We start from the raw sequence: 26,718 nt of genomic DNA on the forward strand, positions 1-26,718 counted from the left end.
TGTCAGTCGTCCCAGTTGCGGGGCGCCGTGTAGCCGGTCTGCCCCTTCTCCAGGCCGAGCGCGAAGATCGGCCCGTCCAGGTCCTCCTGCCAGATCAGCGACTCCATGCCGATGTGCTGGGGGTGGTCCTGGACGGTGTAGACGGTCAGGCCGGACTCGCTCGGGTAGTGCGCGTGCTCGCGCCACGAGGGCGCGGACAGGAGCAGGTCGCCGGGGCCGAACTCGATGCGCTGCCCGTCGACGACCGAGTAGCCGGTCCCCTCGACGTGGTAGTTGATCGCGACCGAGCTGTGGCGGTGCCCGGGGCCCTCGGCGCGGGCCTTCAGGCCGGAGGGAATCCGCGACAGGGTGACGAAGAACGAGTTGGTCGCGCCCTGCCGGCGCTCGGTCGCGGTGTTGTAGAGCGCCATGATCGTCCGCCGGCCGTCGCCCAGGGTCTGCGCCATCAGTCCCCGGGCGGTCTCGTACGGCCAGTGCAGCGGCTGGTTCGGGACCGGCTCGATGTCGACGAGGTACTCGTAGCCGCGCAGACGGGCCCCGGTCGGGGAGATCTCGTGGTCCGGCGCGCTCCCGCGGTCGGCGACCTCCGCGGACTCGTCCATGTCGATCGGGCCGTCGAGCGGGACGCCCGGCGACCACGCGGAGTCGAGCTGCTCGACGTAGTGGGTGCCGAGGAAGTCGAGCAGGGGGGCGTTGGAGTAGGACAGGCGCACCCACCGTCGGTCCGAGGGGTTGGCGAACCGGTGGGGCCGCATGGACGGCACGGTCACCACGTCGCGGGCGCCCATCGTCAGGGAGGTCCTGCCCACCTCGACGCTGCCGGTGCCCTCGACGCCGATCTGCACGAGGCTGGAGTTGCGACGCACCGGGGTCGTGCTCTCCCCGGGCAGGAGGACCTCGACGACGACCTCCACCCCGGGCGAGAAGCTGCGTCCGGTGGTCGACTCGGGGTGCACGAGCGCCGCGGCGCGGCGGCCGTTGTCGGGCCGTGCGCCCCGGGACAGGTGCTCGACGGTCTCCGCGATCTCGGCGGCGGTGACCCGCAGCGGCGCCCACGGGGTGGGCCGGGCGGGGCCCTGCCCGGTGATGTCCACGGTGTGGCCCGCGGTGCCGGCCGCGAGGCGGTGGACGTCGGTGGCGGTCATGGCCGTCCTCCCAGGAGGTCGATGTGGGCCGACCCGGTGGCCGCTCCGAGCAGCGCCTCGACCTGCGGGCGGGCGTCGGCGGTCAGGGGCAGCAGCGGAGCCCGCACGTGGTCGGAGGCGAGCAGGCCCTGCCGGTGCAGCACCCACTTCGCCGGGGCCGGGTTGGTCTCGACGAACAACAGGTCGACCAGCGGGTGCAGGGCGTAGTGCAGATCGCGGGCGGTCTCGTGGTCACCGGCCTCCCACGCCTCGTACATGCGGGCGACGGCGGTCGGGGCGAGGTTGCTGACGGCGGAGACGAAGCCGGCGCCGCCCAGGGCCAGCAGCGGCAGGCCGAGCAGCTCGATGCCGGACCAGACCATCAGGTCGCGGCCGCAGAGGTGCAGCACGCGGGAGAAGTGCTCGAAGTCCTTCGTCGTCTCCTTGATCCCGACGACGTTGTCGCAGTCGCGGAACAGCCGCGCCACGGTCTCCGGGGCGACGTCGACCGCGGTCCGCGAGGGCACGTTGTAGAGCACGATCGGCAGGTCGGGGAACTCCCCGGCGATCGTCGCGAACCACCGGTACAGCGCTTCCTGCGTGGGCCGCGCGTAGTACGGCGTGATGACGAGCGCGGCGTCCGCACCGGCGTCCCGCGCCGCGGCGGTGATCTCCAGCGTCTCGTCGAGCTTGGCCGACCCCGTGCCGGGCAGGAACGGGACGGCGTCGTCGACCACGGCGGCGACCGCCTCGATGGCGGCGATCCGCTCGGCCACGGTCTGCGCCGACGGCTCGCCGGTCGAACCGCCGATCGAGATGCCGTGCGAGCCCGCGTCGAGCTGCCGGCGGACCAGCCCGCGCAGGGAGTCGAGGTCGAGCCCGCCGTCGGCGGTGAACGGGGTGACGACGGGGGCGATCGAGCCGCGGATCGAGGTCGGGTCGCTGCGGTGCTTCACGGCCGCCCCCCGACGAGGAGCGTGGCGACGGCGAGGTCGGAGAGTCCCATGCCCATTCCCTTGAAGACGGTGAGGCGGGGTGCGGCCGGTCGGGCGACCTTCCCGACGACGACCTCGGCGAGCGTGTGCACGCTCCCCGGCTCGTCGTCGAGGTGTTCGCGCAGCTCACGGGAGCCACGGCGGGCGTTCGGCTCGCTGTCGACGACGACGAGCGACGTGGCGGCGAGGACGTCGGGGAGGAGCTCGGCGTGGGTCGGGAGGATGGCGCCGACCGCGTTCAGGTGGGCGCCCGCGGCGAGGTGGTCCGCCCGCAGGAACGGTTCCTCGGCCCGGGTGACCGCGGTGACGATCGGGGCGTCGCGGGTCGCGTCCTCGACGGTGCCGGCGACGTCGACGTCCAGGTGCAGCTCGTCGCGCACGCGGCCGGCGAGCGCTTCCGCACCGGCGACGGTCCGGTTCCACACCCGGACCCGCCGCAACGGCCGGACGGCGGCGACCGCCTCGACCTGGCGCAGCGCCTGCCGGCCGGCGCCGAGCAGGGCGAGCTCGTCGGCGTCCGGGTCGGCGAGGTGCCGGGTGGCGACCCCGCTGGCCGCCGCCGTCCGCAGGGTCCCGGCCGTCCCGGCCTCGGCCACGCCGAGGGTCGCCCCGTCGTCCGCACCGAACACCGTCATCAGCGCGCTCGCTCCCGCCGGGGTGTTCACCCACGTCTTGAAGATCGCCAGACCGGCGGTGCGGTCCACCGCGCCGAGCGCGTGCGCGCTCGCCCGGCCGGCGTCGACCGGCCAGGCGCTCATCGTCTTGTCGACGTTCCACGCCGTGCCCTCGGCCTCGTCGACGAGCACCTGCTCGAGCGCGTCGACCACGTCGGACACCGTCGGCCCCGACCGCACGTCGGCCTCCGTCCAGAACCTCACGACGCCACCCCCGCGAGCTCGGCGGGGACGGTGACGGGGACCTCGTCGACCACGCCGTGGCGCAGGACGCCCACCCCGGACACCTCCACCTCGACCACGTCGCCGGGGCGCAGGAACCGTGGGGGCTCGCAACGCAGCCCGATCCCCGAGGGCGTCCCGGTGGCGACGAGGTCGCCGGGGCGCAGCGGGGTGACGGCGCTGACGTAGGCGACGAGCTCGGCGAACGGGAACGTCAACCGGTCCGTGGTGTCGTCCTGGACCACCTCGCCGTTCAGCCGGGTGGTGACGCGCAACGCGCCGCGGCCCAGCTCGTCGGCGGTGGTCACCCACGGTCCGACCGCACCGGAGTGGTGCCAGTTCTTGCCCGCGGTGGCCTGGGTCGAGTGGAGCTGCCAGTCGCGGACGCTGTTCTCGGCCATGCAGGTGACGCCGGCGACGTACGCCCAGGCGTCGTCGGCGGCGATCCGGCGTCCGGGTCGGCCGATGACCAGGGCGGCCTCGCCCTCCCAGTCGAGCGAGTCGTCACCGGTGGGCCGGACGACCGGCGTCCCGGCGCCGACGAACGAGTCCGCGAAGCGGGTGAACAACGTCGGGTGGGTCGGCACGTCGGCCGGCCCGCGGGACGACTCGGCGGCGTGCGCCGGGTAGTTGAACCCGACGCAGACGATCTTGGGGTGGTCCCCCGCCGGCGGCTGCCACGCGACGTCGGCGACGGGGACCCGCGGGTCGTCGGGACGTGCCGGAACGGGGGCGGCCAGCAGGTGGTCGAAGCTCCGGACCCGGTGGTCCAGGCGGACCACCTCGTCGCCCTCGACGATCCCGAAGCCCGGCTGCCCGGAGGTGGTGAAGCGGGCGAGCCTCATCGCGCGGCCACCGGCTCGGCGAGCGGCGGGGTGACGGAGGTCCGGTCGGCGACCGGCGCCCGCAGCCCGGCCCGCTCCAGACGGGGCAGCACCTCGTGGGTGAAGGCGTCCAGCCCGGCGTCGTAGTCGACCCAGGTCAGCAGCGCACCCTCGATCCCGGCGGCGCTGAGCATCTCGAGCCGCTCGGCGATCCGCTCCGCGGTGCCGACGAGCGGGAAGCCGCCGGCGCCCGCGGCGAACCGCTGGCGCATCATGGCCATCACCTCGGGCGGCATCAGCTGGGTGTTCGCGCCCTGCAGGCGCATCCAGGCGTCGACGCTCTCGACGTCCTCGAACTCGGCGGAGAACCGTTGCAGGTACGCCTCCGCCTCGGCCTGGGTGTCGCGCTGGACGACGACGGTGTGCGTCCAGAGCCGTACCTCGCGACCGAACTGCTCGCGCGCCATCTCCTGGTAGGACTCCACCTGACGGCGGATCCCGGCTTCGTCCTCGGCCTGCACGATCACGAAGCACAGGTCGGCATGCTCGGCCGCGAACCGCATCCCGCGCGGCGACCCGCCGGCATTCATGATCGGGATGGTGGGCTGCACGGGCTTGGGCTGGGAGACCCCGCCGACGACGTCGAAGAAGCGCCCGTGGAAGTCGAACTCGTCGGTCTCGGCCCACAGCCTGCGGATCACCTCGAGCCACTCGGCGAGGTGGTCGTAGCGCTCGTCGTGCTCGCGCATCGGCGCGCCGAACATCTCGAGCTCCGGCCGGTTCCAGCCGCCCACGACGTTGAGGGCGAACCGCCCGCCGGAGATGTGGTCGACGGTCGCCGCCTGCTTCGCGGCGACGATCGGGTGCAGCGTCGGCGCGTGGGAGGTGGCGAACACACCGATGTTCTCGGTGGCGGCGGCGATGCCCGCGGCCCAGGTGAACGGCTCCAGGACGCGGCCGGACCGGTGCTCCGGGCGACCCTCGGGATAGCCCTTCCACCGGGCGAACGGCACGACGGCCTCCAGGCCGGCCCGGTCCGCGGCGCGGGCGGTCCGCAGCGAGCGCGCCCAGGACGTGTCGGGGGCCTCGGGCACGAGGGTCTGCGAGGCGCCCGTCCCGTTCGTGCAGAACAGCCCCAGCTTCAGTGCGTTGTCGTTGAACAGCGGGTTCACCGCAGACCTCCTCGTCCGTGCTGACGAGAAGGACGCTAGAGACGCAGAACACATAGGTCCAAGACGAGTAACCGGAGCTGTGGATAAGCTTTCCCGTATGTCACTGCTGTCGCAGCTGCGTCGTCTCGAGATGTTCTGCGCGGTCGTCGACGAGGGCGGGGTGACCCGCGCCGCCGAGCGCTTCCACGTCGCGCAGCCCTGGGTGTCGGCCCAGATGCGCACGTTGGAGAAGGCGGTCGACGCGGCGCTGTTCGTGCGCGAGGGCCGCCGGATCGTGCTCACCGAGGCGGGTCGGCGGCTCTACGCCTGGGCGACGGAGACGCTGGCGGGCGCGGCACAGGCCCAGCGCGACATCGACGACCTGCACTCCGGGGCGGCCGGCACGCTCGCGGTGGCGACGAGCATGGCCATCGGCACCTACCTGATCCCCCCGCTGATGACCGACCTGCGGCGGGAGCGCGCGGGCGCGGACATCACCATCTCCATCAGCGAGCCGGCGGTCGCGATGCGCCGCGTCGAGACCGGCGAGGTCGACTTCGCCGTCACCACGTGGATGGACGAGGTGCCGCCGCCCGGGGTCCAGGCCGAGAAGCTCTGGGACGAACCCATCGTGCTCTGCGCCGCGCCCGACGGACCACCCGCCGGCGACACGATCGACCTCGCCGAGGTCGCCGCACTCCCGCTCGTCGGGGTCCCGGCCGGGGTCGCGATCGAGCGGGTCCTCGACCGCCAGCTCCGCGCCGCGGGCCTCGCGCCGCCGTCGTACGTGATCCGGCTCGGCCACGCCGAGGCCCTCAAGCGGGCCGTCGCCGACAACGGCTGGGTGTGCTTCGCGCCGCTCTACTGCGTGGCCGACGACGTCGCCGCCGGCCGGCTGCGCGCGGTCCGGGTCGCCGACGCCGACCTCGCCGAGGCCATCGGCCTGTTCTCCCGGGACACGAGCTGGTTCTCGCCCCTCCAACGGGCCGCCGTCGCCACCCTGCGCGACGTGGCGGTCCGCAAGCGCGGCGAGGTCGAGGTGAGGTGACGGCAGGCGCACGGCCCTTCCGGCCGTCACCGCTCGCGCGGCCACACGACGACGTCCCGGTCGTCCGGCGGGCCGCCGTCGCCGTGCCGACCTCTCAGCCCGGGAGGAGGCGACCGGAGCACGACGGGCACCGCGCGTCCTCCGCCCCGAGCCGGATCATGTGGTCGCGGCACGCTCCCCCGCCGCATGCCCGGCAGGTCAGCCCGACGACCTCCGCCCAGGCCACGACCGCCTCCACGTCGGCCTCGGGGCGCGAGGCCAGCTGACCGGTGTCCGCGAGCTCGGCCGTGTACGAGTGCCACCGGGTGCCGCACATCCGGCAGCCGCGCGTCCCGTCGCCGGTCTCCGAGGTGGGCGACTGCTCCTCGGGAACGAGGACCAGCGGGCGGGTCGAGGTTGGGCCCGTGCCGCGGCGCAGGGGGACGACCGACGTCCCCGTTCCCGACGCCGGGTCTGCCGGGGTCACGTCGTCGGCCTCGACGCGCGGACGCCGCGGGGAGCACCACCGCGCCGTCGACGGCAGGAGGGACAGCACCAGGAGCGTCGCGATCAGGACCACCTCGACGACGCTCACGACCGCGAGGAAGGGCTCGACCCGCCAGGCCGACGGCGGGACGGAGGTGAAGCCGACCAGCACCCCGACGCCGTTCAGCACGATGGCGGCCCAGCGCGCGACCCGGTTGCCCTGGTGGGTCGCGACCCCGAGCGCGACGCGGACCACGGGTGCGACGGCCGCGGCGAGGGCGACCCCCGGGTTCCCGGACAGGAGGACGACGACCACGACCGTCTCGACGACCGCATAGACCACCGTGACCCGCAGCAGCCAGACCACGGCCGGGGGCGGGACCCGGGTCGGCGGCGGTTCCGCACCGGAGAGCACGTCGGATCCGTCCACGGAGGTCCTCCCGGTCCCGGTCGTCCGACCGTCTCGTGCGGCCTCGTGCCGGCCGGCGACACGCAGCGTCGCCGCCCGCGGTGAGGAGGGGTCCTCACCGCGGTGGCGTCTGCTGGGCGGGCCGCCGGCTCCGCGAGCCGCGCCGACGGCGGACGCCCGGGCTCGCGGTGCAGGAGAGGACGCGCGATGCCCGAGGTCACGTCGAGGATCGGTCCGGTCGCCGGCGGGGTGGCCCTGCTGGTGGCGCTCACGGTCGCGGGATGCGGGTCCCCGACGCCACCGCCGGCCCCGCCCGCCTCCCCGACGACGGTGTCGCCCGCGGCCCTCCCGCCGGCGGCGTCCCCGACCACGACCCCCGCGCCCACCACCACCCGTGCGGCGCTCCCGGTGGTCACCGCGCGGGACGGGACGAACGTGAAGGCCTGCGCCGACGGGGCGTGCGAGGTCGCGATCGACGGCCCGTCGACGTTCCGGGTGGGCGACTTCCGCACCACCGTGACCCCCGGGGCCGACGGTGTCGCCGTGCGGGTGGTCTTCCCCTCCGGGACCGTCGGGACGACGACGCTCAGCGGTGTCGGGCCCGGTGGATCGTTCAGCACCTCGTCCGGCCTGCGGGTCCAGGCCGGGCTGGCCGGCCGCGACGACCGCGGTCGGCCGGTCGTCACGTTCTCCCGTGGCTGAGGCCGTGTTCGGGCCGTACCGGCTCGAGGAGCTCGTCGGCCGCGGAGGCATGGGCGAGGTGTGGCGGGCCTACGACACCCGCCGTCGACGGCGCGTCGCCCTCAAGCGGCTGACCACGCCCTCCGCGCACGACGACGAGTTCCTGGTCCGGTTCCGGCGTGAGGCCGAGACCACGGCGGGGCTGGACTCGGTGCACGTCGTGCCGATCCACGACTGGGGCGAGATCGACGGCGAGCCGTTCCTGGACATGCGGCTGATCGACGCCGGGGACCTGTCGTCGTTGCTCGCGGCCTCCGGGGGCCGCCTGCCCGCGGACCGCGCGACGCGGATCGTCGGGCAGCTCGCGGATGCGCTCGACACCGCCCACCGCGCCGGGATCGTGCACCGCGACGTCAAGCCGTCCAACGTCCTGGTCGCGGCGAGCCACGGCGGGGACCACTGCTACCTGGTCGACTTCGGCATCGCGAAGGTGCTCGGTGAGACCCACGACCGCGGCCTGACCCGCAGCGAGTCCACCCTCGGCACGCCGTACTACATGGCGCCGGAGCTGTTCGGCTCCGCGACGGCCGCGTCGGTCGGCAGCGACGTCTACGCCCTGGGCTGCACCCTGTACCGCCTCCTCACCGGCCGTGAACCCTACGACGGTCCCGGGGTCGCCGCGGTGATGCAGCACCACCTGGTGAGCCCACCCCCACGTCCGTCGGCGGTGGAGCCCCGGCTCGCCCCGTTCGACGAGGTCGTCGCCGCCGCGCTGGCGAAGGCCCCCGCGGACCGGCCGGCGTCGTGCGGTGAGCTGGCCGACGCGGCGACGCGGGCCTGTCGGGCGGCCGGGTTCGACCCGTCGTCGGAGCTGCACCGCGCGCCGACCCTCCGCCCGTCGGAGGCCGCCCCTCCCGGTCCGGCGTCCCCGCGGTGGTGGTGGTCGGTGCCGGCGGCGCTCCTGGTACTGCTCGTGGCGGGCGGCATCACGTGGCTGGTGCGGCCCGGCGACCCGACACCGGTCGCGACTCCCCCACCTGCGGTGCCCCGGGCGCTGATCACCGGTCAGACCCTGGACCTCCCCGACACCGCCGGTGGCCGTCCCCGCTCCGCCGAGGAGGTCGTCGAGCTGTTCCGGCGCTGGCCGGACGCGTGCACCCTGCTCACGCCGGACGAGATCGCGGCCGCCGTCCCGGGCGCGACGGTGGGCACGCCCGCGCCGCAACGGTCCCCGTTGTCCCTCGACGGACGACGGATCGGGCGCACCCCCAACGCCGTCACCTGCCTGTGGACCGTCCGCGGCCCGCAGGGCGGCACAGCCCTGCTGCGGCTCGCGCTCCGCACCGTCGGCGGTGTCGACGACCTCGTCTACGAGGACACCGCCGCCGAGGACGAGCCGACGGTCGCACCGTCGGCGACGCCGGTGCCGCCGTCCGACGCGGTCCCCCAGCCCTTTCCCGACGACGGGTCCTTCGCGGCCTCGCCCACGACCCGCTGCGGGGCGCGGCAGCTCGACCGCAGCTCGTACGACCCCGACCCGGAAGGCATCCGCGTGACGCCGCCGGGGGACGTCGCCCAGGTGCTGTGCCTGCACGCGCCCCAGGTCCTCTACTCCCTCGGCTGGCACCTGCCCGCCGACCCGCCGGTCCCCGCCCGCAGGTGGGTCGCGGAGTCGGTGCCCGCCCTGGTCCGGGTGCTCGACGCCAAGATCCGGTGACGCGGTGATCCGCTCGTGGACTACAGTTCCGTCCCTCCACGGGGGTGACGCGGTGGACGTGGTGGGTGACCGACTCGGCGACTACGAGCTGCTGGAACTGCTCGGCCGGGGCGGGATGGGCGAGGTCTGGCGCGTGCGCGACACCCGCCGCGGCCGGGTCGTCGCCCTGAAGCGGCTGCACGCCGAGTACTCCGACCGCCCGGACTTCGAGTTCCGGTTCCGCCGCGAGGCCCGCGTGACCGCGGCGCTCTCGTGCCCGCACGTGGTGCCGATCCACGACTTCGGCGAGATCGACGGGCGCCCGTTCCTGGACATGTTGCTGGTGACGGGCGGGACCCTCGCCGACGCGCTCGCGGACGCGCCCGACGGCATCGGCGAGGACCGCGCGCTCACGGTCGTGGAGCAGGTCGCCGAGGCCCTGGACGCCGCGCACGCGGCCGGGCTGGTCCACCGGGACGTCAAGCCGGCGAACGTCCTGCTCGACGAGGCGTCGCAGGGGATCTTCTGCTACCTGACCGACTTCGGGATCGCCAAGGTCGCCGACGACACCGCGGCCGGGCGCGTGACGGAGACCGGCCAGGTGCTCGGGACCAGCTCCTACACCGCTCCCGAGCTCTACCTCACCGGCGAGGCCACCGCCGCGACCGACGTGTACGCGCTCGGCTGCGTGCTCCACGAGATGCTCTGCGGACGCCGCGCGTTCGCGGCGACCACGGCCCTGTCCGCCATGCACGCCCACGTGTTCGGGCCGGTGCCCGCCCCCAGCTCGGTTCGCCCGGACCTGGCGCGGTACGACCCCGTGATCGCCCGGGCGCTCGCGAAGGACCCCGCCGAGCGGTACGCCTCGGCCTCGGAGCTGGCGCGTGCCGCACGGGATGCCCGCGCCGCGACCGCCGCACCGGAGCCGCCTCCTGCGAGCCCGGCCCGGCGCCGCGGACCGCTCGTCGCCGCAGCCGCGCTGGTCCTGGTGGTGGCCGTCGTGACGGCGGTCGTGCTCGTCCGCCCGACCGGCGGGACCGGCGACGGCCCCGCTGCCGCCGCGGGGCCACCGGTGAGCGGGGTCACGAACCTGCGTCCGCTCCCGGTGTCGTTCCGGAACGCGAGCGCGGTGATCGTGGCCGCCGACGGGGGGCGGGCGTACGTCTCGGACCTGCAGCGACGGGGTGTGGTCGTCGTCGACCTCGCGACCGGCCGGGAGGCGGACTTCCTCCCGGCCCGGTTCGGGGCGTTCGCGATGGCGTTGAGCCCGGACGGACGCACCCTCGCCGTCGCGAACCAGGGCTTCGACGACGGGACCGGCTACGGCGTGACCCTGGTCGACCTGCCCACCCGGGTCAGCACGAGCCTGGACCGGAGCGTGGAGCCGGGTCGCGTGCTCTTCACCCCGGACTCCCGGACGGTGTACGTGGGCGACCACGGCACCACGCAGGAGCCGGGGACCACCGTCTCCGCGCTCGACGTGGCGACCGGCGAGGTCGTCCGGACGATCCCGGTCGACGCCCGGCCCGACGGGATGGTGCTCTCCCCGGACCGGACCACGCTCTACGTGGCCAGCTCGGGCGGGATCGACGGCCCCACCAGCGGGACGATCGCCGTCATCCCGCTCGACGGCGGCCCGGTGACCGGGATCCCGACGCCCCGCAGTCCGTCGGCGATGGTGGGGCTCCCGGACGGCACGCTGCGGGTCGTGGTGCAGAACGACGACCCGGCCCGGGCGGGCGTCGACGTGATCGACCCGCGCAGCCGGACCGCACGCATCCGCACGGAGGCATCGCTGCGCGCGCCCTACGAGCTCGCCGGCACGCCCGACGGGCGGGTGCTCGCAGTCGCGCAGGACCGGCGGAGTCCCCCCGCGTCGAGCGCGCTCTCCCTCGTCGACGCCGTCTCCGGGGCCACCCGGAGCACGGTGCCCACGCCGCCGGGCTCCGGGGGCGTCGCGATCACCCCGGACGGACGCCGGGTCCTCCTGCTCTCCGACACCACGCTCACGGTCGGCGACCTGACGATTTGACGACCGGGAGTCGTGCCCTCCGGTCGCGCCGCGGACGACGTCACCGGGCAGGATCCGGCGGGTGGCCCCGACCTCCGTCCGCCGCGCGCTGACCCACCTGCCGCCCGGCGCCGACGCGCGGGTGCGCACCCCGGACGGGACGGACCCGGCGGACGTGCTCTACGTGGTCACCGGCGACGGCGGGGTGCGGGTCGACCCGGGAGCACGCGAGTTCCGGGAGCGCCCCGTGCTCATCGGTCGCAACCGGCCCGAGGTGGACGTCTACCTCGCTCCCGGTGACGCCGAGGTCGCCCGGGTTCAGGCCTCGCTGCTCTTCGACGGGGCCACGTGGCAGCTGACGAACCACGGCCCGCTCCCCTGCCGGCTACCTGCGCGCGAGGTCCGTGCCGGGGAGGTGGTCCCGATCGGCCGGGGGTACCTGACCGTCCACCTCGAGACCCGGATCGGCCGGCACTACCTCGTGGAGATCCGCGTGACCCGCGAGCGGGAGCCCCCGCCTCCCGCTCCCGTCGACGCGGACGACGAGGCCCGGCTCGAGACCGACGACGTCCGGGTCCGGCGCCGCGACCTCGCACCGGTCGACCGCCTCGTCCTGGTCGCACTGGCCCGCCGCTACCTCGCCTTCGAGCCCGACCCCGCCCCGCTGCCGTGGGCGCAGGTCGCGGCCGAGCTGGACGAGGTCGCCCCGGACCGGCTCTGGAGCCGCCGGGTCGTCGAGAACCGGGTGCGCCGGATCCGGGAGGAGATGGCCGCGGAGGGCCTCGCCGGCCTGCGTGCCGAGGAGATCGCCCCGCCGCTCGGCAACCAGATCAACCACAACCTCATCCTGTGGCTGATGAACTCGCGCACGATCCGCCCCTCCGACCTGGCCGACCTGGGCTTCGTCGACGAGGACTGACCACCGCTCACGGGTGGCCGGTCACGCGGTCCTCCGCACGAGCTCCGGGTGCCTCCGGGCGAAGGCCGACGGGGTCCCGAGCAGGACCGACCGCGTCAGGCACCGCGGGCAGTGCGTGTGGTCCGACGCTCCCCCGGGCGGCCGGTCCCGCTCGAAGTAGCCGCAGCCCGGGCAGCGGTAGGCGTCGACGGCCGTCACGAGTCCCCCGCCCGCACGGTGGTGTCCTCGCCGGCCGCGGCGGCGAGCAGCTTGGCGGTGTCGAGGAAGTGCCGCACCGAGGTGATCGCCCCGGCCTTATCGAACGTCCACAGGTGGAGCTGTTCGTCGCGGTACCTGCCCCCACCCGGCAGGGTGTAGGCCAGCGCCACCCGGCAGACGACCCGGTCGCCGTCGGCGATCACGTCGCGGAGTTCCAGCATCGAGAACTCGTTCCGCCCCATCGCGTCGAAGAACGGGCCGAGGTTCGACCGCCCGGAGAACGGACGGTAGAAGGCGGGGCCGCCGGGACGCTGGGCGAAATTGTCCTCCCAGTCGCTCTCCCAGGCGACGTCCTCGGACAGCATCGCGAGCAGGCCGGGAATGTCGCCGGCGCCGAACACCTCGTACACCCGGCGGGCGGTGTCGGCATTCGTGCGAGTGGGTGCGCTCATGATCGGTGAATCCCTTCGGGAAGTGGTGTCTCGTCGGTGCGTGTGCTCGCGAGGGCGGCGCCGAACGCCAGCCAGGTCAGGCCGTAGCCGGCGATCGCGACGAAGTTCGGGGCTCCGGACACGGCGAAGACCGGGATGAGGACCAGGACGGGGTACAGCCCGCAGACCAGGGGCGTCACGCGGCCCGGGCCGGTCCAGCGGTGCCCCCACAGGACGGCGATGCCCAGCACGACCATGCCCACGGCCTGGAGGACCTGGCCGACCGGGAAGATCGGGGAATCGCTGCGGGAGCCGTCGAGGAACGCGAGGACGTGCGCCACGACGAAGACGAGCGTGCCCAGCAGCGCGACGACGGCGCCGGTCGTGGCGAGGGGTCCCGGGCCCGCGAGCCGGGCCCGCGCCGTCTCCAGGACGCCCGCGCCGGTCAGCACGATCCCGAGCGCGGCCAGGCCCATCCACGGGTCGATGCCGGGCACGGGTGGGCCGACCGCGGAGCCGATCTCGGTCACCGCGAGCACGGTGAGCAGTGCCGCGCCCACCATGCAGAGGCCGCCGGCGGACCGGTGGGTGGTTCTCGGTGTCTGCGCGCGTGTCGTCATCGGCACTCCTCGTCCCGTCGTCCTGCGGAATGTGTCGGCGAGAAGTGTCGGGAACGGCGCGACCGGTCACGAGGGTGTCGACCGGCGGGTGCCCGAGGATGCAGGCACCCCCGGAATCGGGGGGTTTCTCCCCTTCGCAGCGCCGGGACCGTGCCGAAGAATCCGCGGAATGGTCGGCGCGATCGGGCGGGAGCGCAGTGACGACGTCGCGCGTCGCGTCGTGATCGCGCTCTCGGTCCTGGGGTCGATCTGCGCCCTCGTCGTCGTCGTGCTGATCGTGATCCCGGGTGGAGCGTCCTTCGAGGACACCGACGGCGTGTGGCAGGTGGCGTACCTGGCGTTCCTCGTCGCCGGGTCGGTCATCGGCGTCCACCGGCCGCGGCACCGGGTCGGGTGGGCGTTCCTGGCGCTCGGCCTCGGCACCCTCGTCCCGAGCGCGATCGTCGCGATCCGGCTCGGGCTCGTGGGGCGGACGGTGTCCTGGTCGAGCGGGGTGGCGGCCGCTCTGGAGACCGCGGCGGTCTCCGGCCTGCTCACGACGGTGCTGCTGATCTTCCCGACCGGGCACCTCCTGTCCCGGCGATGGCGGTGGGCCGTCCGGCTCGCGGCGGTGACCGCCCTGCTGGGTGCGTCGGCGGGCTTCGTGACCGGCCGGTTCGGCGGGCACGACACCGGCGTGCCGCCCGGGAACCTCGCACCGCTCGACGGTGACCTGCGCGGCCTCGGCGACGTGCTGGAGGCCGTCTTCTCGCCGCTGATGATCGTCTGCTTCCTCCTCGGCTGTCTCTCGCAGGTCCTGCGCTACCGCTGCGCCGGCGCCGACGAACGGCATCAGCTCCGCTGGCTCGCCGCGGCCGCGGCCGCCCTGCTCGGCACGCTCGTCGTCGGGATCGTCGTCACGGGGTCCCCGGTCGCCGAGGGCGTGTTCGCCTTCGTGACGGCCGGGGTGTTCGTCCTGATCCCGCTCGGCGCCTGTGTCGCGGTGCTGCGCTACCGGCTCTACGACATCGACGTCGTGCTCTCGAAGGCCGTGGTGTTCGGTGGCCTCGCCGCGCTCGTGACCGCGCTCTACGTCGTCGTCGTGGGTGGCGTCGGCGCCGTCGTCGGCCGGTCCGGGACGACCCTGCCGCTCTCGATCGCGGTGACGGTGATCGTCGCGCTCGCGGTGGAGCCCCTGCGGGCCCGGCTGGAGCGGCTCGCGGACCACGTGGTCCACGGACGGCGGGCCGATCCGGCCGACGTCCTCACCGAGCTCAACGCCGGTCTGGCGGCCACCGCGGACGATCGCGGCCCGGCCCGTCTGGCCCGGTTGCTCGCGGACGGCACGGGCGCGGTGGCGGTGGTGCTGTGGATCCGGGTCGGCGCGGAGTTCCGTCCCTGGGCGCACGGCTCGACCGACGAGGACGACACCCCGGCGGCGGTCGCCGACCCCGACGAGATCGAGGCCGACCTCGTCGTCCGCGTCCCCGAGGGCGACGAGCCGCTCGGCGCCCTGTCGCTCGTGAAGGCACGCGGCGAGTCGGTGAGCGCCGCCGACCGGCGGCTGGTCCGCGGCGCCGCCGCGGGTGCGGCGCTCCTGCTCGGACACCGCCGCCTGCAGATCGAGCTGCAGGAGCGGGCCCGGGAGCTGGCGGCCTCCCGCGTCCGGCTCGTCGCCGCCCAGGACGCGGAGCGACGCAGCCGCGAGCGCGACCTCCACGACGGCGCCCAGCAGCGCATCGTCGTCCTGCGGCTCCTCCTGGGCATCGGTGCTGACGCCGCGCGCGCCGAGTCCGTTCCCGACCTCGCCGCGGACCTCGACGCGGTCTCCGCGGACGTCCAGCACGTCCTGGAGGCGGTGCGGACGATCGCCCGCGGCCTCCACCCGCCCCTGCTCGCGACCGAGGGGCTGCTCGCGGCCCTGCGCAGCGCCGCGCGTCTGGCCCCCGTGCCGATCGCCCTGGACGTGGCGGTGGCCGGACGGTTCCCGACCGACGTCGAGACGACGGTCTACCTGGGGGTCCTCGGCTCGGTGGCCCACCTGTCGGGCACGGCGCGGGACCGGCTCGACGTCGTCGTCCGCACCGACGACGACGGGCTGGTCTTCCGCGTCAGCGGCGCGACCGACGCGCCGGGCGACGGGGACCGGGAGGACACGGCGGACCTCGCCCTCGTCCGGGACCGGCTGGACGTCCTCGAGGGCGACCTGTGCGTGGAGACCCGCGGCGCCGTCACGACCCTGACCGGCCGGGTGCCCACGCACCGGACCGACGCGACGAGGGCCGCCGCACTGGCGGGTGCCGCGTCGTGAGGTCGCTGGTGGCGACCCGGGCGCTGGCCGGGGCGATCCTCGCGGTGGTCGTGATCGGGGTGTACGTCGCCGCCCTCGCGATCGCCGCGCTGGTCGGTGGCGAGGCGGCGACGCGGCTCCCGGTGCTCGTCGCGGGCACCGTCGGGGTGGCACTGATCGTGCCGCGGCTCCGGGGGTGGGCCGGCCGGCTGGCCGCGGAGGTCGTCCTCGGCCGCCGCGCGGCCCCGCACGAGGTGCTGGGCGCGCTCCCGCCCGCTCCCGGTGCGGCGCTCCCCCTCGACCGCGTCGCCGAGCGGCTCGCCGCGGGCACCGGCGCCGCCGGCGTCACGGTGTGGGCCGGGGACGGGGACACGCTGCGCCCCGTGGCGTGCTGGCCCGTGCCCCCGGCGACCGTCGCCGGCGAGCCGGCGGAGGGCGTCTCCCGTCGGGTGCCGGTCGTCCACGACGGCGAGGTCCTCGGTGCCCTGTCGATCACGAAGAGCCGGGCCCGCGGCATCGGTCCCGCGGATGAACGCCTGCTGCGGGCGGTCGCGGGCGGGCTCGGGCTCGCACTGCGCACGAACCTGCTCACCGCCGACCTCGCCCGGCAGGTCCGTGCGCTCGAGGCCTCCCGCCGTCGGCTCGCGGAGAGCGGTGACCAGGTGCGGCGCCTGCTCGGCCGCGACGTGCGGGTCCGCGCTGCGGAGCCCCTGACGGCGGTGCGGGAGCGGCTCGACGACCTCGGCCGGCGGGCCGCCCTGCGCGGCGCCCCTCGGACGGCGGCGCTCGTCGCCCGGACCGCCGCGGACACCGCGACGGCGCTCGCGGCGCTCGGGGACTTCGCGCGCGGGGTCCACCCGCCGGTGCTCGACGCGGACGGGCTGGCTCCGGCCCTCCGGGACGCGGCCGCCGTCGCGCCGGTGCCGGTCGTGATCCACGGCCCGGCGCCGGGACGCCGCGATCCGGCGCAGGAGAGCGCGTTGTACTTCGGGGTCCTCGAGGCCCTCCAGAACGTCACGAAGCACGCCGGGGCCGCGCGCGTCGACGTCCGGCTGCTCGAGCGGGCGGACGCCCTCGAGGTCGTGGTCGCCGACGACGGGCGCGGCCTCGCCCCCGGCGCCCACCACCGCGGGACCGGGTTGGCCGGCATCGAGGACCGGCTCGCCGCGGTCGGTGGCGGCCTCCGCGTGGAGTCGGGCCCGGGCGGGGGCACCGTCCTGACGATGCGGGTGCCGTCACCCGCCGCGTGCCCTCAACCGCCGGCGCCGGACGACTCGGCCAGGAAGAGCAGCGCGGCCCGGACCCGGTGATGGCTACCGGGGTCCGCGGCCAGGCCCAGCTTCGCGAAGATCGCGTTGATGTGCTTCTCCACCGCGCGCACCGTGAGGACCAGCGCCTCCGCGATCGCGGCGTTGTTGCGGCCCTGCGCGATCCCGGCCAGCACCGCGAGCTCGCGCTCGGTCAGGCGCGAGAGCGGCCCGTCCCCGCCCCGCCGGCGGGCCGCCACCAGTTCCTCGACGACCCGCGGGTCGACCACCGACCCGCCGGCCGCGACCTCGCGCATCGCCGCGACGACCTGCTCCACGTCGGACACCCGTTCCTTGAGCAGGTAGGCGCGGCGTCGGGATCCGTCCTCGAACAACTGCGAGGCGTAGTCCGGCTCGACGTACTGGCTCAGCACGACGACCCCGAGGTCCGGGTGGGACGACCGGAACCGTCGCGCGGCCCGGAGGCCCTCGTCCGTGCCGGTGGGCGGCATCCGGATGTCGGTCAGGACGACGTCCGGCGGGTCCGCCGCGACCGCGTCGAGCAGCGTCGGCAGGTCCTCGCAGACCGCGACCAGCTCGAGTTCCGGGCGCGCCTGCACCAGGAGCGTGAGGCCCTCGCGCAGGAGAACGCCGTCCTCGGCGATCACCACCCGCAGCGGCATGCCGTCACGGTAGTGGAGCGCCACTCCGGTCTCCCCCGGTTCCGAGCGAAGGGCCCCCTCGGTCGGATAGACGGGCCGTGGGCGCCCTTCGCCAACCCGGCCCCCGCGGAGCGAAGGGCACCTTCGGTCGAATAGATCGACCGAAGGTGCCCTTCGCTCAACAACGGGTGGTCAGCGCACCCGCTCCAGCGTCATCGCCGGCGCACCGGGGAGCGACCGCGCCCGCGACATCGTCACCAGACCCTGGGCACCGAGGCTCACCCCGACGAACAGCAGGATGCTCGCGGCGTTGACCGTGGCCGCCGACGGTGCGACGAGCCGGGCCAGGAGATCCAGCCCGACGTGGGCCGCGATCCCGACGATCCACAGCGCCGCGGTGCCCCAGTGGCCCTGGGTGAACACCGTCCCGTCGGCGACCCAGAGCTTCATCGTCCGCGCCCGCAGCAGACCCAGCAGGCCGCCGACGACGAGTCCGGTGACCAGCAGCGTCCAGCCGAGGGTCGACACGGGGGCGTCCGCCGCCGCCGACGCGACCTGCACGAGCCCGATCACGCCCAGGACCGCCGCCACCCGCACCCGGCGCGGGGTGAACTCACGCACCCGCAGCTGGTTGTAGACCACCCAGACCAGCACCGCGATCCCGAGCACCGCCGACAACGTCCCGTTCATGATCCGTCCCTCCCGTTGGTGTGCTCCGTACGGTCGTCCGCCGGCGGTCCCGGCACGTCGACCCACGGGTGGAGACGGGGTGGAGAACGGGTGTGTCCGGCGGGGAACGGGTCCAGACTCGGCCCCGTGACCGCCACGACCACCGGGCACCGGGAACCCCCGCCCCGCCCCGCGTTCCAGACGGCGGGGGTGCCGCGCTCCGAGGCGGGCTCCCGCCTGGCGGGGCTCGGGCAGGCCCTGCGACCGCTGCTGTGGCTCTCCGTCATCGCCGGCACCGTCTGGCCGCTGACCCCCGGCGCGATCGCGGGCGGGGCCGTCGTCCTGGTCGGGGCGCTCTGCGCCGTGGCCGCCGCGCGCGACCCGCGGATCGCCACCGAGCAGGCGCCGGGCGACGCGTGGCGCACGCTGCTGCTCGTCCTGTGCGCGCTGTCGGGGCTCGTCGCCACCTCGCTGAGCCCGGCCGGGGCGGGCTACGCCACGGTGTTCATCGCGGCCGGGCTCGCCGGACGGGTCGTCCTCGACGGGCGCCTGGTCTGGACCCTCGCCGTCGTGGCCGCGGTGGCCCTGTCGGCGGTGTTCGCGCTCTCTGTCGGCTCGCCGTGGGGGCTGCTGCTCGGCCTGTCGATCCCGGTCCTGGCGTCGCAGTCGCTGAACCGGGCCCGCCTGCACCGCGAGCACGCCCGGGTCGTCGCCCTGCTCGCGGAGCGGGACGCGCTGCGCGAGGCGGAGATCGCCGGCGCGGCCGCGCAGGAGCGGGCCCGGATCGCCCGCGACCTGCACGACGTCCTCGCCCACAGCCTGTCCGGGCTCTCGCTGCACCTGCAGGCGATCCGGGCCGTCCTCGCGAAGCGGCTCGGTCCCGACGACGCCGTCGTCGCCTCCGTCGACACCGCCGCGGACCTCGCCCGGTCCGGGCTCGCCGAGGCCAAGGAGGCCGTCGCCGCCCTCCGGTCGACGCCCGCCCCGACGACCCCCGACCTGCAGGCGCTCGTCGACCGCCACGACGCCGGGCTGACCGTCGACGGCGATCTCGACGGGACCGCCCCGGAGGTCCGCGAAGCCGTGTTCGCCGCCGTCCGCGAGGCGCTCACCAACGCCGGCCGCCACGCCCCGGGCGCCCGGACCGGCGTCACCGTCACCGCGGGCCCGGACACCGTGGAGGCGACGGTGACCAACACGGCCCCGATCGGGACACCCGCCGTCGGGGTCGGGGGCGGGAACGGCCTGGTCGGGCTCCGGGAGCGTGCGGCCCTGGTGGGCGGCACCGTCGAGGCCGGCCCGCACGACGACGGGTGGCGGGTGGTGCTGCGCGTCCCGGTGTCCGGCAGGCTGATGGCGTGACGACGTCGGTGATCGGGATCGTGCTCGCCGACGACCAGGCCGTCGTCCGCGACGGGCTGTCGATGCTGCTGGGCGCCGCGGACGACCTGACCGTGGTCGCAACGGCGCCGGACGGCCTCGCGGCGGTCGAGACGATCGTCCGCGAGCACCCCGACGTCGCCCTGGTGGACCTGCGGATGCCCGGCCTGGACGGCGCGCAGGTCACCGCCGAGGTGCGGCGGCGGGCGCCCGAGGTCCGCGTCCTGATCCTCACCACCTACGCCGACGACGACGCCGTCCTGCCCGCCCTCCGCGCGGGCGCCGCCGGCTACCTCACCAAGGACACCACCGGCGAGGCGCTGTGCTCGGCGATCCGGACGGTGGCCGCGGGCGGCTCGGTGCTCGACGCCGCCGTCCAGCAGCGGCTCGTGTCGCTGGCCGGAGACGCAGCGCAGCGGAGCTCGACCATCGAGGCCGGCTCACCGGCCGCGGCGCCGCCGGAGCCGGAGATCCCCGAGGGCCTCACCGCCCGGGAGGTGGACACCCTGCGACTGGTGGCCCAGGGGCTGTCCAACCAGCAGGTCGCGACGAAGCTGGTCGTCAGCGAGGCCACCGTGAAGACGCACGTGAACCACCTGATCTCCAAGCTCGCGGTCGACGGCCGGCCGGCGCTGGTCGCGTGGGCCTGGCGTCACGGCGTGGTGAGCTGAGCGGACAGGTCGTCGAGCGCGGCGAGGAGCCACTCCGGGGCCTCCTCGGCGACGAAGTGCCCCGTCGGCGCGACCCGGGAGGTCAGCCGGTTGGTGTGCGGGGCGAGCTCCCGCCCGACCTCCTCGGCGACCCGCCCCGCTCCCCCGACGGCCAGCACCGGCATCGTCAGGGGCCCGCGGGCGAGCATCGCGCGGTTGTCGGCGCCGTCGGTGAGCAGGTCGTGGTACTGCGAGAAGCCGCCGCGCAGGCGGTCGCGGCCACGGTAGGCCGCGGCGTGCCAGGCGAGGTCGGCCTCGTCGAACGTGCCGGGGTTGCTGAGCGCGGTGAACGTCGCGGTGAAGAACTCCAGCTCGTGGCCGTCGAACAGCATCTCCGGGATGCCAGGCTGCATGAAGAAGCCGAAGTGCCACATGCCGCCGCGCGCGACGTCCATCGCCTCCTCCAGCCCGAGGCCGGGCAGGACCACGTCGAGGGTCACCAGCGCCGCGACCTCGTCCGGGTACCGCGCCGCCCACGCGAGCGCGACCATCCCGCCGATGTCGTGCCCGACGACCACCGACGGTCCGGCGAGCCCGAGCGCCTCCAGGACCCCGCGGACGTCGTCGGCCTGGTCGATCTTGCGGTAGCCCTCGAGCGGGCGGTCGCTGTCGCCGGCACCGCGCAGGTCGGGGACCACGACGGTGTACCGCTGCGCCAGCGGGCCCATCACGTGGCGCCAGGCGCGCCCGGTCTGCGGCCAGCCGTGCAGCAGGACGATCACGGGGCCGCCCGTGCGACCGCCGTGCAGGACGGAGAGCGTGGTGCCGTTCGTGGTGAGGCGGTCGCGGGTGAACCCGGCGGGGACCCAGCGGTCGTCGTCGAGGGCGTCGGTGGCGGTGGTCATGGCGGTCTCCTTCACGGGGTGGGGACGGCGGCGAGCGCGCGCAGGCGGGGCTCGCCGACGGTGGACAGCAGGTCGGTGTGCACGGGGCGCCAGCCGAGCTCGATGCGGGTCCGGGGGTCGCGGGAGCGGCTGGACGAGCCCAGGACGAGCGCGCCCATCTCGCCCCACACCTCGACGGCCTCGGCGAGGGTGAGGCTGCGGGTCGGGCGGCCGAGGTCCGCGCCGACGGCCTCGGCGATCCAGCGGTTCGGCACCTCGCCCGCGGCGGCGTGGTAGACCGCACCGCCCCGAGCCGACGTCAGGACGAGGTCGTACAGCCGGGCGAGGTCGGCCAGGTGGACGTGGGTGTAGGTCGCGAGCCCGTCGCCGACGTAGCAGGCGGCGCCGGTCGCGGCGACCGAGCGATAGGTGGCGTGGACGTGGCCGTGGTCGCCCGGCCCCCACACCTGCCCGGGCCGGACGACGACGCCGCGGGAGCGACCGTCCTCGCGCACCATCCGCTCGGCCGCGTACCGGCCGGCGGCGAGCGGCTCGACGTCGAACGGGTCGTCCTCGGCGAAGGAGTCCGGGCTCCACGCGCCGCCGGTCCGCTGCAGGAGCACGCCGGTGCCGGAGGTGAACAGGAGCGCACGGTCGGTCCCGGCGAGGCCGTCGAGCAGGGCGGCGGTCAGGGCGAGCTCGTCGGGACCCGGGAGCTGGGCGGCGTAGACGACGGCATCGGCCGCGACCGCCGTCGCGACCACCTCCGCCCGGCCGGCGTCGAGGTCGCCGCGGTGCGGCTCGACGCCGCGCGCCGCCAGTCTCTCGGCGGCCTCCGCGGTGCGGGCCAGGCCGAGAACGTGGTGGCCCGCGGCGACGAGGTGTGCGGCGATGCCGCCGCCGACGAACCCGGTCGCCCCGATGACGTAGACCTGCACGTCAGGCCGCCATCGCGCTGCGCTCGCCGCCGTTGGCGAGGACGACGGTGCCGTTGAGGTAGCCGCTGCGGGTGTCGTCGACCAGGAAGCCGACGATCTCGGCGATCTCCTCCGGATCGGCCGCGCGCCCGCGGAGCGTGACCTTCCCGAGCAGGTCGATGTTCTCGCCCAGCATGCCGGTGGTGCCCGCGGTGCGGACCGGTCCCGGCGAGACGGCGTTGACCCGCACGCCGCGCTCACCGAACTCGGCCGCCCACGAGCGGGTCAGCAGCTCGATCGCCGCCTTCGAGGCGCCGTATGCCGTCCCGACCGGGGCGGGCGTGGTCGCGGCACTGGAGCTGACGTTGACGATCACCCCGTGGCCGCGCTCGGCCATCCCGGGCGCCAGCGCGGCGACCAGCAGGAACGGGGCGCGGGTGTTGATCGCGACGTGCCGGTCGAACTCGGCGGCGCTCGTGGACGGGGTGTCGAGGAAGCGGTAGACGCCGGCGTTGTTCACGAGGACGTCGACCTCGCCGGCGGCCGCGGCCAGGCGCTCGACGTCGGCGACCTCGGCGAGGTCGGCCGGGACGAACCGCGCGGCCCCGCCGCGCGCGGTGATCGCGGCGACGAGTTCCGCGCCGCGATCGGCGTCCCGCCCCTGCGCGACGACGGTGGCACCGCGGTCGGCGAGTTGCAGGGCGACGGCGCGGCCGATACCGGCGGTGGCGCCGGTGACGAGGGCGGTACGACCGGTGAGGTCTGACGTGGTGGTCATGGGAAGCCCCTTTCTGGGTTGTGCGACCCAGTTTGCTCGCTTTTCTGGGTTCGTCAACCCATTCCGCGTAGGATCGTCGTCATGACCACCGCCCCACGTCTCACCGCCAAGGGCCGGGCGACCCGCGACCGCATCGTCGCGGCGGCCACCGATCTGATCGCCGTGCGCGGCGTGGCCGGGCTGAGCCTGGACGAGGTGCGCCGCGCCGCGGAGGTGAGCGGGTCGCAGCTCTACCACTACTTCGACGGCAAACAGGCCCTGATCCGGGCGGTCATCACCCGCCAGGCCACGGCCGGCCCGAGTCCGGAGATCGGCGCGCTCGACAGCCAGGAGGCGCTCCGCGCCTGGGCGGACGCGGCGATCGAGTACCAGGAGCGCGACCGGGGCGTCGGCGGGTGCACGCTCGGCTCCCTCGCGGGCGAACTGGCGGTGGGTGACGACGAGGCCCGCGCCGAGCTGAGCAGCGGGTTCCTGAGCTGGCAGGGCATCCTCCGCGAGGGCCTGGCGGCGATGTGCGACCGCGGCGACCTGCGCGCCGACGCCGACCTCGACGAGCTGGCACTCGCGCTGCTGGCGGCCCTCGCGGGCGGGAACGTACTGAGCCGGACGATGCGCACCACCGACCCGCTGCGCGCCGCCCTCGACGCCGCGCTGGCCCGCGTCGCCTCGTTCGCACCCTGACGCGCAACACCCGTCGTCGGGATGGTGTTCTCCCGGACATGAGCGACCTGACCGACGCCCTCGTCGAGGATCTCGACGGCGGGTTCGCGCAGGTCGTGCGCTGGTACCAGGGATCGCTCCTCGGGACCGCGCTACGTCTCACCGGGCACCGCGCGAGCGCCGAGGACCTCACCGCCGAGGCGTTCCTGCGGGCGTTCCGCGCCCTGCGCGACTACGACGCCGACCGGATCGCCGCCCTGGACCTGCGGGCCTGGCTGGTCACCGTCCTGCTCAACGAGCACCGCAACACGATCCGGACCGCCACCCGTCGCCCGGCGCTCTCCGGCGCGCCGCTGCCCGACCGGCCGGCCCACGAGCCGGGACCCGCCGAGGTCGCGGCCCGCGCCGACCCGGACCTCGCCGCCGCCCTGGCCCGCCTGCCCGCCGTCCAGCGGGAGGCCGTCGTCCTGCGCCACGTCGCCGACCTCGACGTCCCCGCGGTCGCGGCGGCGCTCGGCGTCGGCGAGGGCACCGCCCGCTCGCACGTCTCCCGCGGCCTCGCCCGGCTGCGGACCCTGCTCGCCTCGCACGATCGGAGTGCCTCGTGACCGACTCCCTGCTCGCCCGCCTGAGCCCACCCGCCGTCGAGAAGGATCTCTCCGGCGCGGTGATGGACACCTTCACGACGACGGCCGGTCCGCTCGGCGACGTCCTCGTCGCCTCCTCCGCGGAAGGGGTGACCTACCTGCGCCCGGTCGGCGACGTCGACGGCTTCCGCGCCGAGTACCGGCGCCGCCTCGGCCGGCCGCTGGTCCCCGGCACGACCGGACCGTCGATCGGCGCCCGCACCCCGGTCGACCTCCGCGCGTGCTCGTCGTTCGAGCGCGACGTCCTGGACGCGACGGCGTCGATCCCGGCCGGGCAGACCCGGCCGTACGGGTGGGTGGCACGGGAGGTCGGGAGCCCGGCGGCCGTCCGGGCGGTCGGCACGGTGCTGGCCCGCAACCCCGTCCCGCTGATCGTGCCGTGCCACCGCGTGACGAAGGCCGACGGCTCCCTGGGCCGCTACATGCTCGGTGAGGAGGCCAAGGCCCGGCTGCTCGCCGACGAGGGCGCGGACCTGGAGGGCCTCGCGGCGTTCACCGCCGCCCGCACGGTGCTCGTCGGGAGCGACACCACCGGCATCGCCTGCCTGCCGTCGTGCCACCACGCCCGGCGGATCACCGACGCCCACCGGGTGTCGTTCCGCTCCGCCGCGGCCGCCCGGGACGCCGGCTACCGGGGTTGCACGGTGTGCCGTCCCGGCTGGTGAGCACCTGTTGTGGGTATGGCGACAACAAGTGCTCACCTGTGCTCACAACGTCTGGCCGCCGTCGATCGTGATCGTCTGACCCGTGATGGCCCGCGAGGTCACGAGCCCGACGACGGCGGCCGCCACGTCCTCGACCGTCGTCTCCCGCCCGACGATCGCGTTCGACGCCAGCGCCCGGCCCTGCTCCTCCTTGCCCGCCCACCAGCGGGTGATGACGAGGCCCGGCCAGACCTCGTTCACCCGCACCGGGGCGAGCGCGTTCGCCAGCGCCCGGGTCAGGCCCGACAGAGCCGCCTTCGAGACGACGTAGGGCACCGACGAGCCGCGCCCGGACGCGACCGACGCGCTGCCGACGTTGACCACGCACCCGTCGTCGGCCGCGCGCAGGTCGTCGGCGCAGACCTTCGCGACGTGCCAGGCCGAGAGCGCGTTGAGCCGGAACAGCCGCTCGAAGACCTCGTCGGTGGCGGCGTCGAGGTCGGCCAGCGGGATGTGCTCGGTGCCGCCGGCGTTGTTCACCAGCACCGTGACCGAGCCGAGCGACTCGCGCACCGCGGCGGCCGCGGCGCGCACCGAGGCCTCGTCCGTCACGTCGGCCCGGAACGCCTCGGCCCGCCCACCGGCGGAGGTGATCGCCTCGACGGTCCGCTGCGCGTCGTCGGCCGATCGGCTGTAGACCACGGCGACCGGATGCCCCAGCCCCGCCAGCGCCTCCGAGATCGCCCGTCCGATGCCCGTGCCCCCGCCGGTGACCAGTGCCGTCATGACCGACGATGATCGCGTGTCCGTCACCATCCGACCAGCCGAGCCCGACGACGTCCCGATCCTCGTCCGCTTCGTCCACGAGCTCGCCGCCTACGAGCGCGAGCCGGAGTCGTGCCGGCTCACCGAGGCGCAGCTGGACGCCGCGCTGTTCGGTCCCTCGCCCGCGGTCTTCGCGACGGTGGCCCGGGTCGGTGGGGAGGTGGCCGGCGTCGCGATCTGGTTCCTCACGTACTCCACCTGGACCGGGGTGCACGGCATCCACCTCGAGGACCTCTACGTCTCCCCCGACCACCGCCGCCACGGCGTGGCCCGCGCCCTGCTGGCCGACCTCGCACGCACCTGCGTCGACCGCGGCTACGAACGCCTGGAGTGGGCGGTCCTCGACTGGAACACCCCGGCGCTCGACTTCTACGCGACGCTCTCCTCGACCCCGCAGGACGGTTGGACGACCCACCGGGTCGACGGCGACGCGCTGCAGGCCCTCGCCGGCTGAGTCAGGCGCGCAGGCGTCCGACCGCGGGGACCACGAGCCCGACCAGCATGACCACGCCGGTCAGGAAGCCCGCGACGAAGGCTGCGACCGGTTGCGAGGCCGGGCCCCCGAGGATCCCGACGACCCCACCCGCGACCGCGAGCACCGTCATCACCCCGCCGATCACGAGGAACGCCCGGGCCCCGTCCCGGCCGCCCCGGGCCGCGGCCTCGGTCCCGTCCGGCCACCAGCGGGCGAAGGCGAGGAAGTGCACCCCGACGACGAGGACGATCCACGGCACGGTGAGCTGTGGGGCGAGCCGGCCGCACACCACGATCCCGACGACGAGGGCGACGACCTCGACGGTGACGATCACCCGGTAGGCGCGCGTCATCGCGAACATCCCCGCCGAGCCGCGGGCCGCACGGCTCCGCAGATAGGCGAGCACGACGACGGCCGCAGCGACCAGGGCGAGCACCACGGCGACGACGTGGCCCACCGTGCCCAGCAGCCCGGCGTTCAGGACGACGAACAGCACGGCGAAGAAGGTCCCGACGAGGTGCTCGACGCCGAACTCCATGCCGC

The 26,718-nt window shown here is 75.3% G+C and carries 29 protein-coding genes; 13 read left to right on the plus strand and 16 right to left on the minus strand.

Annotated features, from left to right (window positions below):
- Positions 1–2 precede the first annotated feature (2 nt).
- From QRT03_RS19970 to QRT03_RS19990, 5 genes are read right to left on the minus strand one after another with little or no spacing between them, the layout of a single operon-like run.
- Entirely contained in the window at positions 3–1,145 is a 1,143-nt protein-coding gene (locus tag QRT03_RS19970) for a cupin domain-containing protein (RefSeq protein ID WP_286054775.1), read from the minus strand.
- Positions 1,142–2,080: a 4-hydroxy-tetrahydrodipicolinate synthase gene (dapA, locus tag QRT03_RS19975; protein WP_286054776.1), complete on the minus strand. Its 939-nt coding sequence runs from the start codon at positions 2,078–2,080 to the stop codon at positions 1,142–1,144. The genes QRT03_RS19970 and dapA overlap by 4 nt, the downstream gene beginning before the upstream one ends.
- Entirely contained in the window at positions 2,077–2,997 is a 921-nt protein-coding gene (locus QRT03_RS19980; RefSeq protein WP_286054777.1) for an ornithine cyclodeaminase family protein, read from the minus strand. Before QRT03_RS19980 ends, dapA begins: the two co-directional genes overlap by 4 nt.
- Positions 2,994–3,860 carry a fumarylacetoacetate hydrolase family protein gene (locus tag QRT03_RS19985; RefSeq protein WP_286054778.1) on the minus strand — a complete coding sequence of 289 codons (867 nt, stop codon included), beginning with the start codon at positions 3,858–3,860 and terminating at the stop codon, positions 2,994–2,996. The genes QRT03_RS19980 and QRT03_RS19985 overlap by 4 nt, the downstream gene beginning before the upstream one ends.
- Positions 3,857–5,011: an LLM class flavin-dependent oxidoreductase gene (locus QRT03_RS19990; protein ID WP_286054779.1), complete on the minus strand. Its 1,155-nt coding sequence runs from the start codon at positions 5,009–5,011 to the stop codon at positions 3,857–3,859. The genes QRT03_RS19985 and QRT03_RS19990 overlap by 4 nt, the downstream gene beginning before the upstream one ends.
- Before the next feature lie 97 nt (positions 5,012–5,108).
- On the opposite strand from QRT03_RS19990, the gene QRT03_RS19995 reads away from it, so the two are divergent.
- Positions 5,109–6,038, plus strand: coding sequence for a LysR family transcriptional regulator (locus tag QRT03_RS19995; protein ID WP_286054780.1), 930 nt, complete (start codon positions 5,109–5,111; stop codon positions 6,036–6,038).
- A 94-nt stretch (positions 6,039–6,132) separates the two neighbouring features.
- Here QRT03_RS19995 and QRT03_RS20000 read toward each other — a convergent pair whose 3' ends face one another.
- Positions 6,133–6,933, minus strand: a complete 801-nt coding sequence (locus QRT03_RS20000; protein WP_286054781.1) for a hypothetical protein — start codon at positions 6,931–6,933, stop codon at positions 6,133–6,135.
- 186 nt (positions 6,934–7,119) lie between these two features.
- Between QRT03_RS20000 and QRT03_RS20005 the strand changes: the two genes are divergently transcribed.
- The 4 genes from QRT03_RS20005 (at position 7,120) to QRT03_RS20020 (ending at position 12,219) form a co-directional block, all read left to right on the plus strand.
- Complete coding sequence (locus QRT03_RS20005) at positions 7,120–7,614, plus strand: hypothetical protein (protein ID WP_286054782.1); 495 nt, start codon at positions 7,120–7,122, stop codon at positions 7,612–7,614.
- Complete coding sequence (locus QRT03_RS20010; protein ID WP_286054783.1) at positions 7,607–9,310, plus strand: serine/threonine-protein kinase; 1,704 nt, start codon at positions 7,607–7,609, stop codon at positions 9,308–9,310. The genes QRT03_RS20005 and QRT03_RS20010 overlap by 8 nt, the downstream gene beginning before the upstream one ends.
- A gap of 61 nt (positions 9,311–9,371) precedes the next feature.
- The gene (locus tag QRT03_RS20015) at positions 9,372–11,321 is read left to right on the plus strand and encodes a serine/threonine-protein kinase (protein ID WP_286054785.1); all 1,950 of its coding nucleotides are present in this window, start codon (positions 9,372–9,374) and stop codon (positions 11,319–11,321) included.
- 61 nt (positions 11,322–11,382) lie between these two features.
- Positions 11,383–12,219 (plus strand): FHA domain-containing protein, encoded by an 837-nt coding sequence (locus tag QRT03_RS20020; protein ID WP_286054786.1) that lies wholly within the window; start codon positions 11,383–11,385, stop codon positions 12,217–12,219.
- Between the two features lie 21 nt (positions 12,220–12,240).
- On the opposite strand, the gene QRT03_RS20025 is transcribed toward QRT03_RS20020, so the two are convergent.
- Genes QRT03_RS20025 through QRT03_RS20035 form a run of 3 tightly spaced genes read right to left on the minus strand, consistent with a single transcriptional unit; the run spans position 12,241 to position 13,468 of the window.
- Positions 12,241–12,417 carry a hypothetical protein gene (locus QRT03_RS20025; protein WP_286054787.1) on the minus strand — a complete coding sequence of 59 codons (177 nt, stop codon included), beginning with the start codon at positions 12,415–12,417 and terminating at the stop codon, positions 12,241–12,243.
- Positions 12,414–12,869, minus strand: a complete 456-nt coding sequence (locus QRT03_RS20030; protein ID WP_286054789.1) for a nuclear transport factor 2 family protein — start codon at positions 12,867–12,869, stop codon at positions 12,414–12,416. The genes QRT03_RS20025 and QRT03_RS20030 overlap by 4 nt, the downstream gene beginning before the upstream one ends.
- Entirely contained in the window at positions 12,866–13,468 is a 603-nt protein-coding gene (locus QRT03_RS20035) for a hypothetical protein (RefSeq protein ID WP_286054790.1), read from the minus strand. Before QRT03_RS20035 ends, QRT03_RS20030 begins: the two co-directional genes overlap by 4 nt.
- A 169-nt stretch (positions 13,469–13,637) precedes the next feature.
- On the opposite strand from QRT03_RS20035, the gene QRT03_RS20040 reads away from it, so the two are divergent.
- Together QRT03_RS20040 and QRT03_RS20045 are read left to right on the plus strand one after the other, a co-directional pair.
- A complete protein-coding gene (locus QRT03_RS20040) occupies positions 13,638–15,758 on the plus strand; it encodes a histidine kinase (RefSeq protein ID WP_286054791.1) in 2,121 nt (706 codons plus the stop codon).
- Entirely contained in the window at positions 15,755–17,047 is a 1,293-nt protein-coding gene (locus tag QRT03_RS20045) for a GAF domain-containing sensor histidine kinase (protein WP_286054792.1), read from the plus strand. The genes QRT03_RS20040 and QRT03_RS20045 overlap by 4 nt, the downstream gene beginning before the upstream one ends.
- On the opposite strand, the gene QRT03_RS20050 is transcribed toward QRT03_RS20045, so the two are convergent.
- Both QRT03_RS20050 and QRT03_RS20055 read right to left on the minus strand, forming a co-directional pair.
- On the minus strand, positions 16,990–17,691 hold the full coding sequence (locus QRT03_RS20050; protein ID WP_345783269.1) for a response regulator: 702 nt from the start codon (positions 17,689–17,691) through the stop codon (positions 16,990–16,992). The genes QRT03_RS20045 and QRT03_RS20050 overlap by 58 nt on opposite strands.
- Positions 17,692–17,838: 147 nt before the next feature.
- Entirely contained in the window at positions 17,839–18,336 is a 498-nt protein-coding gene (locus QRT03_RS20055; RefSeq protein WP_286054793.1) for a hypothetical protein, read from the minus strand.
- Positions 18,337–18,462: 126 nt separating this feature from the next.
- On the opposite strand from QRT03_RS20055, the gene QRT03_RS20060 reads away from it, so the two are divergent.
- Both QRT03_RS20060 and QRT03_RS20065 read left to right on the plus strand, forming a co-directional pair.
- Positions 18,463–19,677 carry a sensor histidine kinase gene (locus QRT03_RS20060; protein ID WP_286054794.1) on the plus strand — a complete coding sequence of 405 codons (1,215 nt, stop codon included), beginning with the start codon at positions 18,463–18,465 and terminating at the stop codon, positions 19,675–19,677.
- The gene (locus QRT03_RS20065) at positions 19,674–20,366 is read left to right on the plus strand and encodes a response regulator (RefSeq protein ID WP_286054795.1); all 693 of its coding nucleotides are present in this window, start codon (positions 19,674–19,676) and stop codon (positions 20,364–20,366) included. The genes QRT03_RS20060 and QRT03_RS20065 overlap by 4 nt, the downstream gene beginning before the upstream one ends.
- On the opposite strand, the gene QRT03_RS20070 is transcribed toward QRT03_RS20065, so the two are convergent.
- The 3 genes from QRT03_RS20070 to QRT03_RS20080 are packed head-to-tail and all read right to left on the minus strand — an operon-like array spanning position 20,348 to position 22,924.
- Positions 20,348–21,250, minus strand: coding sequence for an alpha/beta fold hydrolase (locus QRT03_RS20070; RefSeq protein ID WP_286054796.1), 903 nt, complete (start codon positions 21,248–21,250; stop codon positions 20,348–20,350). The two genes, QRT03_RS20065 and QRT03_RS20070, sit on opposite strands and share 19 nt — an antisense overlap.
- A gap of 11 nt (positions 21,251–21,261) precedes the next feature.
- Positions 21,262–22,167, minus strand: a complete 906-nt coding sequence (locus QRT03_RS20075; RefSeq protein WP_286054797.1) for an NAD-dependent epimerase/dehydratase family protein — start codon at positions 22,165–22,167, stop codon at positions 21,262–21,264.
- Position 22,168: 1 nt separating this feature from the next.
- On the minus strand, positions 22,169–22,924 hold the full coding sequence (locus QRT03_RS20080) for an SDR family NAD(P)-dependent oxidoreductase (protein ID WP_286054798.1): 756 nt from the start codon (positions 22,922–22,924) through the stop codon (positions 22,169–22,171).
- A gap of 81 nt (positions 22,925–23,005) precedes the next feature.
- Here QRT03_RS20080 and QRT03_RS20085 point away from each other — a divergent pair, with 81 nt between their 5' ends.
- The 3 genes from QRT03_RS20085 to QRT03_RS20095 are packed head-to-tail and all read left to right on the plus strand — an operon-like array spanning position 23,006 to position 24,896.
- Complete coding sequence (locus QRT03_RS20085) at positions 23,006–23,605, plus strand: TetR/AcrR family transcriptional regulator (protein WP_286054799.1); 600 nt, start codon at positions 23,006–23,008, stop codon at positions 23,603–23,605.
- Between the two features lie 38 nt (positions 23,606–23,643).
- Positions 23,644–24,192: an RNA polymerase sigma factor gene (locus QRT03_RS20090; protein ID WP_286054800.1), complete on the plus strand. Its 549-nt coding sequence runs from the start codon at positions 23,644–23,646 to the stop codon at positions 24,190–24,192.
- Positions 24,189–24,896, plus strand: a complete 708-nt coding sequence (locus tag QRT03_RS20095; RefSeq protein ID WP_286054801.1) for a methylated-DNA--[protein]-cysteine S-methyltransferase — start codon at positions 24,189–24,191, stop codon at positions 24,894–24,896. Before QRT03_RS20090 ends, QRT03_RS20095 begins: the two co-directional genes overlap by 4 nt.
- 42 nt (positions 24,897–24,938) lie before the next feature.
- Here the strand turns inward: QRT03_RS20095 and QRT03_RS20100 are convergent, their stop codons facing one another.
- Positions 24,939–25,661 carry an SDR family NAD(P)-dependent oxidoreductase gene (locus QRT03_RS20100; RefSeq protein ID WP_286054802.1) on the minus strand — a complete coding sequence of 241 codons (723 nt, stop codon included), beginning with the start codon at positions 25,659–25,661 and terminating at the stop codon, positions 24,939–24,941.
- Positions 25,662–25,677: 16 nt separating this feature from the next.
- Here QRT03_RS20100 and QRT03_RS20105 point away from each other — a divergent pair, with 16 nt between their 5' ends.
- Positions 25,678–26,154 (plus strand): GNAT family N-acetyltransferase, encoded by a 477-nt coding sequence (locus QRT03_RS20105; RefSeq protein WP_286054803.1) that lies wholly within the window; start codon positions 25,678–25,680, stop codon positions 26,152–26,154.
- A gap of 1 nt (position 26,155) precedes the next feature.
- Here QRT03_RS20105 and QRT03_RS20110 read toward each other — a convergent pair whose 3' ends face one another.
- Positions 26,156–26,713: a hypothetical protein gene (locus QRT03_RS20110; protein ID WP_286054804.1), complete on the minus strand. Its 558-nt coding sequence runs from the start codon at positions 26,711–26,713 to the stop codon at positions 26,156–26,158.
- Positions 26,714–26,718 lie beyond the last annotated feature (5 nt).

The sequence above is a fragment of the Actinomycetospora termitidis genome (assembly GCF_030286555.1).
Lineage (GTDB): Bacteria > Actinomycetota > Actinomycetes > Mycobacteriales > Pseudonocardiaceae > Actinomycetospora > Actinomycetospora termitidis.

Bases quoted from the DNA above. Each gene is read 5' to 3' on its own strand.
- QRT03_RS20005 (WP_286054782.1), top strand. From the start codon at position 7,120: ATGCCCGAGGTCACGTCGAGGATCGGTCCGGTCGCCGGCGGGGTGGCC.
- QRT03_RS19970 (WP_286054775.1), bottom strand. From the start codon at position 1,145: ATGACCGCCACCGACGTCCACCGCCTCGCGGCCGGCACCGCGGGCCAC.
- QRT03_RS20090 (WP_286054800.1), top strand. From the start codon at position 23,644: ATGAGCGACCTGACCGACGCCCTCGTCGAGGATCTCGACGGCGGGTTC.
- QRT03_RS20035 (WP_286054790.1), bottom strand. From the start codon at position 13,468: ATGACGACACGCGCGCAGACACCGAGAACCACCCACCGGTCCGCCGGC.
- QRT03_RS20055 (WP_286054793.1), bottom strand. From the start codon at position 18,336: ATGAACGGGACGTTGTCGGCGGTGCTCGGGATCGCGGTGCTGGTCTGG.
- QRT03_RS19985 (WP_286054778.1), bottom strand. From the start codon at position 3,860: ATGAGGCTCGCCCGCTTCACCACCTCCGGGCAGCCGGGCTTCGGGATC.
- QRT03_RS20080 (WP_286054798.1), bottom strand. From the start codon at position 22,924: ATGACCACCACGTCAGACCTCACCGGTCGTACCGCCCTCGTCACCGGC.
- QRT03_RS20070 (WP_286054796.1), bottom strand. From the start codon at position 21,250: ATGACCACCGCCACCGACGCCCTCGACGACGACCGCTGGGTCCCCGCC.
- QRT03_RS20100 (WP_286054802.1), bottom strand. From the start codon at position 25,661: ATGACGGCACTGGTCACCGGCGGGGGCACGGGCATCGGACGGGCGATC.
- QRT03_RS20040 (WP_286054791.1), top strand. From the start codon at position 13,638: ATGGTCGGCGCGATCGGGCGGGAGCGCAGTGACGACGTCGCGCGTCGC.
- QRT03_RS20030 (WP_286054789.1), bottom strand. From the start codon at position 12,869: ATGAGCGCACCCACTCGCACGAATGCCGACACCGCCCGCCGGGTGTAC.
- QRT03_RS19995 (WP_286054780.1), top strand. From the start codon at position 5,109: ATGTCACTGCTGTCGCAGCTGCGTCGTCTCGAGATGTTCTGCGCGGTC.
- QRT03_RS20085 (WP_286054799.1), top strand. From the start codon at position 23,006: ATGACCACCGCCCCACGTCTCACCGCCAAGGGCCGGGCGACCCGCGAC.
- QRT03_RS20110 (WP_286054804.1), bottom strand. From the start codon at position 26,713: ATGGAGTTCGGCGTCGAGCACCTCGTCGGGACCTTCTTCGCCGTGCTG.